Annotated in this window: 11 protein-coding genes; all 11 read right to left on the bottom strand. The window is 61.1% G+C overall.

Features of this window, described 5'->3' with window-relative positions; translation table 11 throughout:
- Positions 1-58 precede the first annotated feature (58 nt).
- The 11 genes from glmS to EQW76_RS01550 all read right to left on the bottom strand — a co-directional run bounded on the left by glmS (position 59) and on the right by EQW76_RS01550 (position 13671).
- Complete coding sequence (gene glmS / locus EQW76_RS01600) at positions 59-1885, bottom strand: glutamine--fructose-6-phosphate transaminase (isomerizing) (RefSeq protein ID WP_142822625.1); 1827 nt, start codon at positions 1883-1885, stop codon at positions 59-61.
- Positions 1886-1993: 108 nt separating this feature from the next.
- On the bottom strand, positions 1994-3355 hold the full coding sequence (glmU, locus tag EQW76_RS01595) for a bifunctional UDP-N-acetylglucosamine diphosphorylase/glucosamine-1-phosphate N-acetyltransferase GlmU (RefSeq protein ID WP_142822623.1): 1362 nt from the start codon (positions 3353-3355) through the stop codon (positions 1994-1996).
- A gap of 98 nt (positions 3356-3453) precedes the next feature.
- Positions 3454-4200 carry a FadR/GntR family transcriptional regulator gene (locus EQW76_RS01590; RefSeq protein WP_142822622.1) on the bottom strand — a complete coding sequence of 249 codons (747 nt, stop codon included), beginning with the start codon at positions 4198-4200 and terminating at the stop codon, positions 3454-3456.
- 12 nt (positions 4201-4212) lie between these two features.
- Positions 4213-5181 carry a galactofuranose ABC transporter, permease protein YjfF gene (yjfF, locus tag EQW76_RS01585; RefSeq protein ID WP_142822620.1) on the bottom strand — a complete coding sequence of 323 codons (969 nt, stop codon included), beginning with the start codon at positions 5179-5181 and terminating at the stop codon, positions 4213-4215.
- The gene (locus EQW76_RS01580) at positions 5178-6221 is read right to left on the bottom strand and encodes an ABC transporter permease (RefSeq protein ID WP_142822618.1); all 1044 of its coding nucleotides are present in this window, start codon (positions 6219-6221) and stop codon (positions 5178-5180) included. Before EQW76_RS01580 ends, yjfF begins: the two co-directional genes overlap by 4 nt.
- Entirely contained in the window at positions 6218-7741 is a 1524-nt protein-coding gene (ytfR, locus tag EQW76_RS01575) for a galactofuranose ABC transporter, ATP-binding protein YtfR (RefSeq protein WP_142822617.1), read from the bottom strand. Before ytfR ends, EQW76_RS01580 begins: the two co-directional genes overlap by 4 nt.
- A gap of 120 nt (positions 7742-7861) precedes the next feature.
- Positions 7862-8824 (bottom strand): galactofuranose ABC transporter, galactofuranose-binding protein YtfQ, encoded by a 963-nt coding sequence (gene ytfQ, locus EQW76_RS01570; protein ID WP_142822615.1) that lies wholly within the window; start codon positions 8822-8824, stop codon positions 7862-7864.
- A 145-nt stretch (positions 8825-8969) separates the two neighbouring features.
- Positions 8970-10043, bottom strand: coding sequence for a BMP family ABC transporter substrate-binding protein (locus tag EQW76_RS01565; protein WP_142822613.1), 1074 nt, complete (start codon positions 10041-10043; stop codon positions 8970-8972).
- A 52-nt stretch (positions 10044-10095) separates the two neighbouring features.
- Positions 10096-11016 carry an ABC transporter permease gene (locus EQW76_RS01560; RefSeq protein ID WP_142822612.1) on the bottom strand — a complete coding sequence of 307 codons (921 nt, stop codon included), beginning with the start codon at positions 11014-11016 and terminating at the stop codon, positions 10096-10098.
- On the bottom strand, positions 11013-12107 hold the full coding sequence (locus EQW76_RS01555) for an ABC transporter permease (RefSeq protein ID WP_142822610.1): 1095 nt from the start codon (positions 12105-12107) through the stop codon (positions 11013-11015). The genes EQW76_RS01560 and EQW76_RS01555 overlap by 4 nt, the downstream gene beginning before the upstream one ends.
- The gene (locus EQW76_RS01550) at positions 12097-13671 is read right to left on the bottom strand and encodes an ABC transporter ATP-binding protein (protein WP_142822608.1); all 1575 of its coding nucleotides are present in this window, start codon (positions 13669-13671) and stop codon (positions 12097-12099) included. The genes EQW76_RS01555 and EQW76_RS01550 overlap by 11 nt, the downstream gene beginning before the upstream one ends.
- Between the last annotated feature and the right edge of the window lie 68 nt (positions 13672-13739).

Genomic DNA, 13739 nt, shown 5'->3' with positions numbered 1-13739 from the left:
CTTGCTACCCAACGGTTAACGTATCAGGACACCGCAATCGACAATGTCGCGCCTCGGATCACTCAACCGTGACCGATTTCGCCAGATTGCGGGGCTGGTCGACGTCGGTACCCATGAAGACTGCCGTGTGATAGGCAAGCAGCTGGATCGGCATGGAGAAGATCATCGGCGCAATGATTTCATCGACGACCGGCAGGACGATAGTCGCCATGGTCGGCAGGTTGGAGGCGGCAGCGCCTGCCTCGTCGGTAATAAAGATGATGCGCCCGCCGCGTGCCGCGACCTCCTGCATGTTCGAAATGGTCTTCTCGAAAAAGCGATCGTAGGGCGCGATGACGATGACCGGCATGTTTTCGTCGATCAAGGCGATCGGTCCGTGCTTGAGCTCGCCTGCCGCGTAGCCTTCGGCGTGAATGTAGGAAATTTCTTTCAGCTTCAGCGCGCCTTCCATGGCCAGCGGGTAGCTGGTGCCGCGACCGAGATAGAGGACGTCCTTGAACTTGGCGATTTCGCGGGCAAGGCTTTCCATCTGGGGCTGGATAAGGTTCAACACCCGGCTCATAATGCGGGGCATCTCTGCCAGATGGCGGACAAGGGTCACCTCCTCGTCGGCGCTGACAGTCCCGCGCGCTCGACCGGCTCCAATTGCGAGCGCTGCCAGGACGGCCAGCTGGCAGGTGAAGGCCTTGGTCGAAGCGACGCCGATCTCGGGGCCTGCCATGATCGGGAAGACAGCATCGGATTCACGGGCAATGGTCGATTCGCGAACGTTGACGATGGCGCCGATCTTCAGGCCATTTTCCTTGCAGTAGCGGAGCGACGCCAGCGTATCTGCCGTCTCGCCGGACTGCGAGATGAATAGCGCTGCCTGGCTCGGCAAGAGTGGCATCTCGCGGTATCGGAACTCGGATGCGACGTCGATTTCAACCGGGAGGCGCGCATAGCGCTCGAACCAGTATTTGCCGATCAGGCCTGCAAGAAATGCAGTGCCGCAGGCAGATACCGCAAGGCCGGTCACCTTGCTGAAATCGATTGCCGAAGCATTGGCATTGATGCGGTTGCTGGCAAAGTCGACATAATGGCCCAGCGCGTGGGAGATGACTTCCGGCTGTTCATAGATTTCCTTTTCCATGAAATGCCGGTGATTGCCCTTGTCGACGACGAAGGCGGTCGCCTGCGAGATCTGCCGGGCCCGCTGGACCGGCGTGCCGGCAAAATCGAAGATCTCGGCAGTCTCGTGCGTCACGATGGCGAAGTCGCCGTCGACGAGATAGGCGATGTCGTTGGTGAAAGGCGACAGCGCGATGGCGTCCGAGCCGAGGAACATCTCGCCACGGCCGTAGCCGATGGCCAGCGGTGGGCCCGAGCGGGCAGCCATCAGCACATCGGGATGATCCTTGAACATAACCACCAGCGCATACGCGCCGGTGACGCGGTTGAGCATGCGGAGCATCGCTGCCTGCGGCTCAAGGCCGTCCCGGATCGACTTTGCCAGCAGATGGGCAACAACCTCGGTGTCGGTCTGGGTGGTAAAGACTGCGCCCTCGCCTTTCAGCTCTTCGCGCAACTCGGAAAAGTTCTCGATGATGCCGTTGTGGACAACAGCGACGCCATCGACGAAATGCGGATGGGCATTGGTTTCATTCGGAATGCCGTGGGTCGCCCACCGCGTATGGGCAATGCCGATCGATCCGTCCAGCGGCTCGCGGTCGAGCAGGCTTTCGAGATTGAACAGCTTTCCTTCGGCGCGGCGGCGCTCGAGAATGTCGTCATGGATGGTGGCGACGCCGGCCGAATCGTAGCCGCGATATTCGAGACGCTTCAGCGCATCCACCAAACGGCCGGCCACAGGCTTGGCTCCTACGATACCGACAATGCCGCACATGAACTTCTCCGTCTCAACTCTTCGATGCAACGACTTCTAGCGGTTCTTCGGCGTTACTCAATCGTACTGGCGGTCACATTGAATTTCCGACCGTTACGCAGCCGATTTTCAGGATTTTGCCGACCTTGCCGCCTTCAGCGCTCGCGACCGTTCGCGGATCAGCCGCGCACGCTCCGGCTTGATCTCCTGCCGCGCGCGTCCGAGCGCCAGAGCGTCGGCCGGCACGTCGGCAGTGATCACGCTGCCGGATGCCACATAGGCGCCATCACCGATGGTGACCGGGGCGACGAGGGACGAGTTCGAGCCGATGAAGCTGCCGGCGCCGATGGTCGTGTGGTGCTTGTTGATGCCATCGTAGTTGCAGGTCACGGTGCCCGCGCCGATGTTGCTGTCGGCCCCAACGGTGGCATCGCCGATATAGGTGAGGTGGCTGACCTTGGCGCCCTCGCCGATCTTCGCGTTCTTGATCTCGACGAAATTGCCGACCTTGGCGCCTGTCGCCAGATCGGCGCCGGGACGCAGGCGCGCAAACGGACCGACAGTTGCACCCTCGCTGATGCGCGCACCTTCGACATGGGAGAAGGCGTGGATCACCGCCCCGCCCTCGACCACAGCACCGGGGCCGAAGACGACATTCGGCTCGATCAGCGCATCGGGGCCGATGATCGTGTCGTAGGAGAGATAAACGGTCTCCGGGGCGATCATCGTCACGCCCGACAGCATGACCTCGTATCGGCGTCGCTGTTGCCAGAGGCGCTCGATGACGGCCAGTTCAGCGCGATTGTTGCAACCGATGACCTCTGACTCGGGCGCATCGACCGCAACCACGCGGCCGCCCTCGGAGCGGGCGATCTCGACGAGGTCGGTCAGATAATATTCGCCCTTGGCATTTTCGTTGGTGATACGCGACAACAGGTCCAGCGCTTTGGCACCGTTGATTGCCATCAAGCCGCTGTTGCACCAGGTCACGGCGCGCTCTTCATCGGTCGCGTCCTTCTCCTCGCGGATCGCGATCAGTTCGTCGTCCCTGACCAGAAGCCGTCCGTAACCGCTCGGCTTGTCCGTGTGAAAGCCGATCACGACGACATCGTTGCCGGCAGCAAGCCCTGCCCGCGCCGCCCGGAGCGGTCCATCGGTGATCAGCGGAACATCGCCATAGGCAATCAGGATATCGTCGTAGCCGGATGCAATCGCCTCTTTCGCTGCCAGCACGGCGTGGCCGGTTCCGCGTCGCTCCTTCTGGAGGAAAGCCTGGATCTCCATGCCGTCGCGCCGGGCTGCCCGGGTGACAGCCTCGGCATCGCGCCCGACGACGAGCGCTGTCGCTCCAATATCGGTCCTGGCAATGGCTTCCATCACATGCGCGATCATCGGGCGACCAGCGATGGGATGCAGCACCTTCGACATCGACGACTTCATACGGGTGCTGTCGCCGGCAGCAAGAATGACGGCAAGGCAGGTGCGTTCCATGGCGAGCTCCGGCGACTGGATCTGGTGCGGTCAACACCGCTTGGGCGTCTCATAGCAGCTAGACCGGAGCGGTACCAAGAGCAAAAAGCGATGGCCGATCAGGGTTTGCTCAGCGCCTCGAAAGCCTCCAGCACATGGCCGCGACCATCGAGAATCACATATTCCATGGCCGCACGGGCCGCCTTCACATCGCGGGCGCCGATGGCGTCGACGATCTGCATGTGGGTGACTGAAATGTTGCTGAAGCCCTCGCTCGAAGGCGGCGTGCTCATCCGGAACATTCCGACCAGCGCCGCCTCGATCAGGCTTCCGAGCGTCCGCATGAACGGGTTGTGGGAGATATCGGCGATGGCCATGTGGAACTTGAGGTCGGCGACGGCGAGACTGTCTCTCGTGTGGTTCGTGGCCGCCATCTCGGTCGCCAGCAGCCGCAGATCCTCGATCTCCGACTCGACGGCGCGCTCGGCCACCAGACCTGCAGCAAAAGGTTCAAAAGCAAGCCGTATGTCATAGAGATGCAACAGGAATTCACGATTGACACCGCTGTCGAAATGCCATGTCAGCACCTCGCTGTCGAACATGTTCCAGTGGATCTTTTCAGTGACCTTGGTGCCGACGCGCGCTCGCGGCACGACAAGCCCCTTGGCCGCCAGGGTCTTCATGCTCTCCCGCAGCACGGTGCGCGACACCTTGAAGCGCTGCAGCAGATCGCCGTCGCCGGGCAGGATCTCGCCAACGGCGAAGGAGCCGCTGACGATGGCCTTGCCGAGATCGTCGACGACCTGGGAATGGCTGTTCCGCGATTTGCCGTTCGGCTGTTGTCTGTCGATCAAACGGCTGCGCAACTTGTTATCCTCTCAAGCAAAACGCCGGTTATAGCGTGACAGCAGGAGCAGGCCCTTTTGCAGCAGGATGAAGGCAAAAAGCAGAAAGCCGATGAGGATCTTGGTCCACCAGCTCGACAGCGTGCCGTCGAAGGTGATGTAGGTCTGGATGAGGCCCTGGATCAGGATACCGATCAGCGTGCCTCCGACAAAGCCGGCGCCGCCCGTGAGCAGCGTGCCGCCGATCACCACGGCCGCAATCGCATCGAGCTCCACCCCGACCGTTGCCAGCGAATAGCCGGCTGAGGTGTAGAGCGAGAAGACGATCCCGGAGAGGCCTGCCAGGAAACCGGAAAGCGCGTAGATCAGGATGGTCGTGCGTGCCACCGGAACGCCCATCAGCGCTGCCGTCTGCACTCCGCCGCCAAGCGCATAGACGTTTGCGCCGAAACGCGTGCGGTGGGCGAGCAGCATGCCGACAGCAAAGACGACGAGCATAATGAAACCGATGCACGTCAACCTGCCACCGCCGGGCAGAAGCAGATAGAAATCGCTGAGCTGCGTGTAGAAGTCGTTGTTGATCGGAATGCTATCGATCGAAACCACGAAGGCGATACCACGGGCCAGAAACATGCCGGCAAGCGTCACGATGAAGGGCGGCATTTGCAGATAGTGGATCGTCGCCCCCATCGCGGCGCCGAAGGTGCTGGTGATGAGGAGCACGATCGCAAATGCGACCAGCGGATGGATCGATGTATCGCGCAGCACGACTGCCAGAAACACGCCGGTGAAGGCGATCACAGAGCCGATCGACAGATCGATGCCGCCGGAAAGGATGACGAAGGTCATGCCGACGGCCGCGATACCGAGGAAGGCATTGTCGGTAAAGAGGTTGCCGACGACCCGGGTCGAGAGGATGGTCGGATACTGGACCGCGCAGAGCGCGTAGGCCAGGATGAAGATGACGATGGTGGCCAGCAAGGGCAGGTATTTGGAGTTCACTTGGCCGGCTCCCTCTGGCTATCGGGCTTGGGTATATCGACCTGCCGCTCCGGGCGGCGAGTAAAGAAAATACCGACGGATTTCAGGGCCGGCGACTGGATGACGAGGATTACGATCACGATGACCGCCTTGATCACCAGATTGAACTCCGGCGGAAAGCCCGACAGCAGAATGCCCGTATTGACGGACTGGATGATTATCGCACCCAGCAACGAGCCGACGATGCTGAACCGGCCGCCGAGCAGTGAGTTTCCACCGACGACCACAGCAAGGATCGCATCGAGCTCCAGCCAGAGGCCCGCATTATTCGCATCGGCGCCTTTGATGTCCGCAGCGACGACGACGCCTGCGACCGAGGCGCATAGGCCGCTCAGTGCATAGACAGCCATCAGCAGCACCGGTGTCTGGATGCCCGACAGCGTGCTCGCCCGCCTGTTGATGCCGATGGCTTCGACCAGCATGCCGAGCGCGGTCCGTCGCACCAACAGCGTGATGACGATGCCGGCGACGATCCAGATGACGACCGGCATCGGCAGGGCTGCAATCGAGCCGCTGCCAAAAAAGATCAGCCCGTCATTGTTGAAGGTCATTATGACGCCTTCGGTCACCAACTGGGCGATGCCGCGACCTGCCACCATCAGCACCAGGGTAGCGATGATCGGCTGTATGTCGAGGACTGCGACGAGGAAGCCGTTCCAGACGCCGCAGAGCAGACCTGTACCCAGTGCCAGCACTAGGGTGTAGCCGACCGAATTGCCCGAGACGATCGAGGATGCCGCAACAGCGCCGCAGATCGCGATGACAGCACCGACCGACAGATCGATGCCCTTGGTGGCGATCACCAGCGTCATGCCAATTGCCAGCAGCGCCACCGGCGCGCCGCGGTTGAGGACGTCGATCAGGCTCCCGTAAAGCCTCTCATTCTGAATTTCCAGATGAAAGAACTGCGGGAACATGATGAAATTCAGTAGAAGAATGAGAGCGAGTGCGATCAGCTGCGGAGCCAGCCTGATCAGCAGCGGCTTGAATGCGGAAGTCATGCATCCACCTTTTTGCTGGATGTGCCGGCAATTGCCTCGACGATGCGGTTGGCCGAGATTTCGGCGCCGGTCAGTTCGGCGATGTGTTCGCGGTCGCGCAAGACGACGACGCGCGAGCTGTAGGCGACGAGTTCGTCGAGCTCGGACGAGATGACGATCAGCGACATGCCTTGGGCGCAGAGATCCTCGATGAGATGGATGATCTCGGCATGCGCACCCACATCGATGCCGCGCGTCGGCTCGTCGAGTATGAGGAAGCTCGGGTTGGTCGCCAGCCAGCGGGCAAGGATGGCCTTTTGCTGGTTGCCGCCGGACAGAAGCCGGATGGGCTTTTCGCGGTCGGTCGTGCGAATATCGAGGGCCTTGATGTAGCGGTCGGCGATAGCGTTCTGTTCGCTCCGTGCAAGGGGCCGCGCCCAGCCGCGGCGTGCCTGCAGCGCCACGACGATATTTTCGCGGATCGACAGGTCGCCGATGATGCCGTCGGTCTTGCGGTCTTCCGGGCAAAAGCCGAAGCCGCTCTTGATGGCAGCGCGTGGTGTGGACAGTGCCAGGGGCTTGCCGTCTGCCGTCGCCTCGCCGCTGTCGGCTCGTTCGACGCCGAACATGACCTCCGCCGTCTCCGTCCGGCCAGAGCCGAGCAGGCCGGCAACGCCGACCACTTCGCCGGCGCGAACATCGAGATCGAACGGCATGATTTTGCCGCGCTTGCCGAAATTCCTGAACTGGAACTTGACCGGCCCGGCAGCGTCCTGATCCACCCGGACGGCAGCCTCGGCTGCGGCCAGCTCACGGCCGAGCATCATCTCGATCAGGGCCTGGCGCTCCAGTCCCTCGCGGTCGCGCGTCCCGACCAGCTTGCCGTTGCGAAGAACAGTGATACGGTCGCTGATCTCGAACACTTGTTCGAGAAAATGCGTAATGAATATAATGCCTAGGCCGCGAGCCCTCAGGTTCTTGATGATGCCGAAAAGCATCGCAACTTCCTGGGCGTCGAGGCTGGCAGTCGGCTCGTCAAGGATCAGCACCTTGCCGGAGAGATCGACGGCACGGGCGATGGCGATGACCTGCTGGATGGCAACGGAAAAGCGGTCGAGCTGTCGGCCGACATCGAGATCGATGCCGTATTGCGCCAGCAGCGTACGGGCCTGCTCGTTCATCTTGCGGCTGCTGACCATGCCAAACTTGCGCGGTTGACGCCCTAGAAACAGGTTCTCGGCGACGCTCAGGTTGGGCAGCAGATTAACTTCCTGATAGACAGTTCCGATCCCGAGCTTTTGCGCCGACAGCGTGTCGTGTGGCTGGATTTCAGCACCATCGAGAACGAGGGTGCCGGCATCGGGGCGGTAGGCGCCGGTCATGCATTTGATCAACGTCGATTTGCCTGCGCCGTTTTCGCCGAGCAGCGCATGCACTTCGCCGCGTCGCAATGTGAAATTGACGTGATCGAGGGCGGTTGAGCCAGGGAAATATTTGCAGAAATCGGTGGCCGCGAGAATGTTCTCGAAATCGTGAGCCATGGAAGGATATGTTTCCTGATATTGAGCGTTCAGGCCACGGCGGCGGACATGATGTCCGATACGATGCCAAGGCTGTTCCGCACCGGCCCATGATGGGCCGGTGCGGTTCTATGGTTCAAATCAGTAGCCGAGGCCCTTTTTGGCTTCGTAGACCTTCTGCGGGTCGTCAGCCTGCGTGTAGAGCTTGGAGTCCGTCTGGATCCACTTCTTAGGCTCTTTCTTGTCCTTCAGGTAGGCTTCGAGAGCGTCGAAGGCTGGTCCCGCCATGTTCGGCGTCAGCTCGACCGTGGCATTGGCTTCGCCGGCTGCCATTGCCTTGAACAGATCCGGCACCGAGTCGATCGACACTGTGAGGATGTCCTTGCCTGGCTTCAGGCCGGCTTCCTTGATTGCCTGGATGGCGCCGACAGCCATGTCGTCGTTATGTGCGTAGACGGCGCAGATGTCCTTGCCGCCATTTTCGGCCTTCAGGAAGCTTTCCATGACTTCCTTGCCCTTGGAACGGGTAAAGTCGCCAGTCTGGCTGCGGACGATCTTCAGGTTGTCATGGCCGGCAATGGCTTGCTCGAAGCCCTTCTTGCGGGCGATGGCAGGCGATGAACCGGTTGTCCCCTGAAGCTCGACGATATCGCACTTCTTCGTGCCGACGGTCTTTACCAGCCAGTCGCCGGCAACCTTGCCTTCGTAGACCTGGTCGGAGGTAACGGCCGTCAGGTACAGGTCCTTCGGTGCGTCGATGTCACGGTCGAGCAGGATGACCGGGATCTTGGCTTCCTTGGCTTCCTTCAGGACAGCGTCCCAGCCTGTTGCAACGATCGGCGCGATCAGGATGGCATCGACGCCCTGGGCAATGAAGGAACGGATGGCCTTGATCTGGTTTTCCTGCTTCTGCTGCGCATCGGCAAACTTCAGATCGATGCCGCGCTTCTTGGCTTCGTTCTTCGTCAGCGTCGTCTCGGCAGCGCGCCAGCCCGATTCGGAACCGATCTGCGAGAAGCCGACGACCAATGGCTTGGCGTAGGCCGAATTAAACATGCAGGCAGCAAGAATTGTTGCACTCGCGAGTGCGGTCTTCAATCTCATGATTTCCTCCCATTGGGCCGCCTCCACGCGGCCAACGTTAAAAAATCATATAGTAATACTTTTGTAAATGCGGATAGTGTGACGCACTGCAGCAAAAAGGGCGCCAAATCGGCGCCCTTTCCGTTAGTTCAATGGAATATACTGTTCACTTCGGCAGTTTGTCGTCGACGCCTTCGACGTAGAAGTTCATGCCCAGCAGCGTGCCGTCGTCGGCCTTCTCGCCAGCCTTGAGCCAAGGCGTACCGTCCTGCTTGTTTATCGGGCCGGTAAACGGTGCAAGCTCTCCGGACCTGATCTTGGCTTCGGTGTCTTCAGCCATCTTCTTCACGTCATCCGGCATGTTGGTGTAAGGCGCCATGGTGAGGTTGCCGGCCTTCAGTCCGTCGAAGGACTGCTCGGACTTCCAGGTGCCGTCCATCAGCGCCTTGACGCGCTTGATGTAGTAGGGACCCCAGGTGTCCTCGATCGCCGTCAGCTGTACCTTGGGGCCGGCCTTGATCATGTCCGAGGACTGACCGAAAGCATAGACGCCGCGCTGTTCGGCAACCTGCATCGGTGCCGTGGTATCGGTGTGCTGGGTCAGCACGTCGACCCCCTGGTCGATCAGCGCCTTTGCCGCATCGGCTTCCTTGCCCGGGTCGAACCAGGTGTTGATCCAGATGACCTTCATCTTGAAATTCGGGTTGACCGACTTGGCGCCCTGCTCGAAGGCGTTGATGCCCATGACGACTTCCGGAACCGGGAAGGTTGCGATGTATCCGGCGATACCCTTCTTCGACATCTTGCCGGCAATCTGGCCGTTGATGTAGCGGCCTTCGTAGAAGCGCGAATTGTAGGTCGCGAGGTTGTCGGCAGTCTTGAATCCGGTCGCGTGTTCAAACTTGACCTTCGGGAACTTCTTGGCAACTGCAACCGTCGAGTCCATGAAGCCGAACGACGTCGTGAAGACGATCGAGCAATTCGAACGGGCCATGCGCTCGATGGCGCGCTCGGAGTCCGGGCCTTCGGCAACGTTTTCGAGGTAGGCGGTTTCGACTTTGCTGCCGAATTCCTTTTCGACCGCAAGGCGGCCCATGTCGTGGGCCTGCGACCAGCCGCCGTCGGTGTGGGAACCGACATAGACGAAGCAGACCTTGGTCTTGCCAGCCGCTTCGGCCGACGAGCCGAAACCGATGATCACGGCGGCGGTTGCTGCCAGTGCAATTGCAATTTTTTTCATAAGAACCCCTGTTGTTTGTAAAGTTGGCGAGAGCCCGTCTTCTGGCATTTTATCACCGGTCCGGCACGAAGGATTTGCCGAGCGATGCCGGCGTATTGATGAGAGTCATACGCCGATTTTGAGAAATGATGATAAGCACGATCACTGTCGCCGCATAGGGAAGCATCGACAGAAACTGGGCTGGAATGCCGATGCCGAACGCCTGTGCATGCAGCTGCAGGATCGTCACCGCCCCGAACAGGTAGCCGCCCGCTAATATGCGCCACGGACGCCAGGACGAGAACACCACGAGCGCCAGGGCGATCCAGCCACGGCCGCCGGACATGTTCTCCGTCCATTGCGGCGTATAGATCAGCGACAGCTGCGCGCCAGCCAGCCCGGCGCAGGCACCGCCGAACATCACGGCCAGATAGCGCGTCCTGATGACAGGAATGCCGAGGGCATGGGCCGATCCGTGGCTGTCGCCGATGGCTCGGAGTTTAAGCCCCGCCCGGCTGCGGAACAGGAACCAGTTGACGGCGATGACGAGCAAGATGGATACGTAAAAGACGATGTCCTGCTTGAACAGCACGGTGCCGATGTAGGGTATTTGCGACAGCAGCGGGATCTCGATCGGAAGTAGCCGGATGCCGGGAACGCTGACATAGGACTCGCCGATCATGCCGGAGGCGCCGAGCCCCATAATCGTCAGCGCCAGCCCCGTCGCCACCTGGTTTGCAACCAGCGTCAGGGTGAGAAAGCTGAACAGCAGCGAGAAAAACGCGCCGCCGGCAATCCCTGCCAGCAATCCAATATAGGCGGAGCCGCTCAGTTGTGCTGCGGCGAAGGCGCTGACGGAGCCGATGACCACCATGCCCTCGACGCCGAGATTGAGGACGCCGGCCCGCTCCGTCACCAGTTCGCCGATGGCGGCAATGACGAGCGGAGTCGATGCGGTGATGATGGTCAGCAGGACGGCTTCGAAAAAGGTCATGATGCGGCTCCTGTCCGGGCCCGGATGCGCGACCAGACGATGCGCACCTTGTAGTAGATCAGCGTATCGCAGGAGAGCACGAAGAACAGCAGGAAGCCTTGGAAGACGCGCGTCACCTTGTCCGAAACACCGATCGACAACTGTGCCGCCTCGCCGCCGATGTAGGTGAGCGCCAGGACGAAGCCCGATGCAATGATGCCGAGCGGATTGAGCCTGCCGAGAAAGGCGACGATGATGGCCGTGAAGCCGTAGCTGGGCGAGATATCGGGCTGCAGATGGCCGATGGAGCCTGAAACTTCGGAGATCCCTGCAAGGCCCGCCAGCGCACCCGAGAGGATGAAGCTGAACCAAACCATCTTACGGGGCGAAAAGCCGGCAAACCGCCCTGCCCGTTCGGATTGGCCGAGTACCACGACCTCGAAGCCCTTCAGGGTAAAGCGCATCATGAACCAGATGAGCACCGCCGCAACGATGGCGAATATCAGTCCCCAATGGGCCGTGACGATATCGTCCCAGATCGGCGGCAGCACTTGGTCTGGCGTGAAATCGCGCGTCCCGTAAAAGCCGTGCCCATCGGGATTGCGCCAGGGACCGCGAGTCAGCCAGTCGAGAAACAGCTGGGCGATATAGGTGAGCATCAGGCTGGTGAGAATTTCGTTGGTGTTGAAATGCGTCTTCAGCAGTGCCGGGATCGTCGCAAACAGGGCGCCGCCGAGCGCGCCCATGACCAGCATCAGCGGCAGGACCAGCGGCGACTGCCAGTCGTAGAAATAGACGGGGATCATCGAGCCAACGATGGCACCGACGCTGTACTGGCCTTCCGCGCCAATGTTCCAGTTGTTCGAGCGGTAGCAAACCGACAGGCCGACGGCGATCAGGATCAGCGGTGCGGCCTTCTTGGCAAGCTCGTTCAGCGACCAGGGATCGAACAGCGGTTCCACGAGCAAAGCATAGAGCGAACCGAGCGGATCCTTGCCGAGGAGCAGGAACATGATGCCCCCGGCAATCAGGGTGAGCAGCAGGGCCAGAAGCGGCGACAGCAGGCCGAACAGCCTGGAGACTCCGCCGCGCTTCTCGAGTTCAATGCGCATGGGCCGGCTCCGCCTCTGTCGACACGCCGTGGGTGCCACCCATCAACAGTCCTATCTTTTCACGTGTCATCTCGCCTGCCGGATAGGACGGGGACAGATGCCCGTCCGATATGACGGCAATCTCGGTGGCGACCTCGAAGATTTCGTCGAGGTCCTGGCTGATCACCAGTACCGCCGATCCGGCCTTGGCGAGATCGACCAGGGCTTGGCGGATACGGCTCGCAGCGCCGGCGTCGACACCCCAGGTGGGCTGGTTGACAACTAGCACGTCCGGCTGGCGATCGAGCTCACGACCGACGATGAACTTCTGCAGGTTGCCGCCGGAGAGCGAGCCGGCCATCGGGTCTTCGCCGCTCTTGCGCACGTCCATGGCCTCGGAAATCCGCTTTGTCGCCAGCGTCACCGCAGCGCGACGAATGATCTGCAACGCGCCGCCGCCGAGAAACGCCTTGCGGTCGGACTGGCTGCGGGCCAGCACCAGATTGTCGGAAAGGCTTAGGGTCGTGACGGCAGCGTGGCCGTGGCGCTCCTCGGGCACGAAACCGGCGCCAAGCAGGCGGCGGGCGGTTATGCCCCTTGTCCCCACCGGCTCGCCGCGGATGAAAATAAGGTCGTCGGAGACCACCGGGAACTCGCCGGAGATGACGTCGAAAAGTTCGCCCTGGCCGTTGCCGGCAACCCCGGCGATAGCAAGGATTTCGCCGGCGCGGACGCGGAGCGACACCTGGCTCAGCGAAATGGCGAACGGCGTTCGCGCGTGCACGGAAAGACCGGCAATCTCGAGCTGGATCTCGCCCTTTTCGCCGCGATCGCCGTGCTTGATGCTGGCAACGTCGCTGCCGACCATCATGCGCGCCAGCGAGCCTGTCGTCTCCTGCTTCGGATCGCAGGCGCCGGTGACGCGCCCATGGCGCAGCACGGTGGCGCGGTCGCAGATACGCTGCACTTCTTCAAGACGATGGCTGATGTAAAGCACCGAGCGACCTTCCGCACGCAGCTTGAACAGCGTTTCGAACAGGCGATCGGCCTCCTGCGGCGTCAGCACCGACGTCGGTTCATCGAGAATGATCAGTTTCGGGTTCTGCAGCAGCGCCCGGACGATCTCGATCCTCTGGCGTTCGCCAACGGAGAGATCGGCAACATGGGCAAAGGGGTCGAGCGGCAGTCCGTACGCCTCTGACAGGGCGGCGGCTTCCTCGGCGATCTTGGCAATCGGGATATTGTCGTCCAGCGAAAGTGCGATGTTCTCGGCCACCGTCAGCGCCTCGAACAGGGAAAAATGCTGGAATACCATGCCGATGCCGAGCCTGCGGGCGTCGCCGGGCGAAGGGATCGACACAGCGTTGCCCTGCCAGACGATATCGCCGTCGCTGGGCTCCAGGACGCCGAACAGCATCTTGACGAGCGTCGACTTGCCCGCGCCGTTTTCGCCTAGCAGCGCATGAATTTCGCCGGGCTGGATGTCGATATCTATTTCGTTGCAGGCAGCGAAACTGCCAAACAGTTTCGTCAGCTTTCGGACCGACAGTAACGCGCCGTTCGGCGACGCATCGGATGACGACACGGATTCCTCATTTTCCCTGCAGCCCTCGTCCTCTCAGGATCTTCTAGGCCTCAGCAGTCTCGTTCCAC

The organism is Rhizobium sp. rho-13.1, from assembly GCF_007000305.1.
GTDB lineage: Bacteria > Pseudomonadota > Alphaproteobacteria > Rhizobiales > Rhizobiaceae > Rhizobium > Rhizobium rhododendri.
The sequence above is the reverse complement of the archived record's forward strand: the minus strand, read 5'-3'. Positions and strand labels throughout refer to the sequence as shown.

What these genes read in the sequence shown, in the direction of transcription:
- glmS (WP_142822625.1), bottom strand. Translation starts at nt 1,885, where the DNA reads ATGTGCGGCATTGTCGGTATCGTAGGAGCCAAGCCTGTGGCCGGCCGT.
- EQW76_RS01565 (WP_142822613.1), bottom strand. Translation starts at nt 10,043, where the DNA reads ATGAAAAAAATTGCAATTGCACTGGCAGCAACCGCCGCCGTGATCATC.
- ytfR (WP_142822617.1), bottom strand. Translation starts at nt 7,741, where the DNA reads ATGGCTCACGATTTCGAGAACATTCTCGCGGCCACCGATTTCTGCAAA.
- EQW76_RS01580 (WP_142822618.1), bottom strand. Translation starts at nt 6,221, where the DNA reads ATGACTTCCGCATTCAAGCCGCTGCTGATCAGGCTGGCTCCGCAGCTG.
- EQW76_RS01560 (WP_142822612.1), bottom strand. Translation starts at nt 11,016, where the DNA reads ATGACCTTTTTCGAAGCCGTCCTGCTGACCATCATCACCGCATCGACT.
- glmU (WP_142822623.1), bottom strand. Translation starts at nt 3,355, where the DNA reads ATGGAACGCACCTGCCTTGCCGTCATTCTTGCTGCCGGCGACAGCACC.
- ytfQ (WP_142822615.1), bottom strand. Translation starts at nt 8,824, where the DNA reads ATGAGATTGAAGACCGCACTCGCGAGTGCAACAATTCTTGCTGCCTGC.
- EQW76_RS01555 (WP_142822610.1), bottom strand. Translation starts at nt 12,107, where the DNA reads ATGCGCATTGAACTCGAGAAGCGCGGCGGAGTCTCCAGGCTGTTCGGC.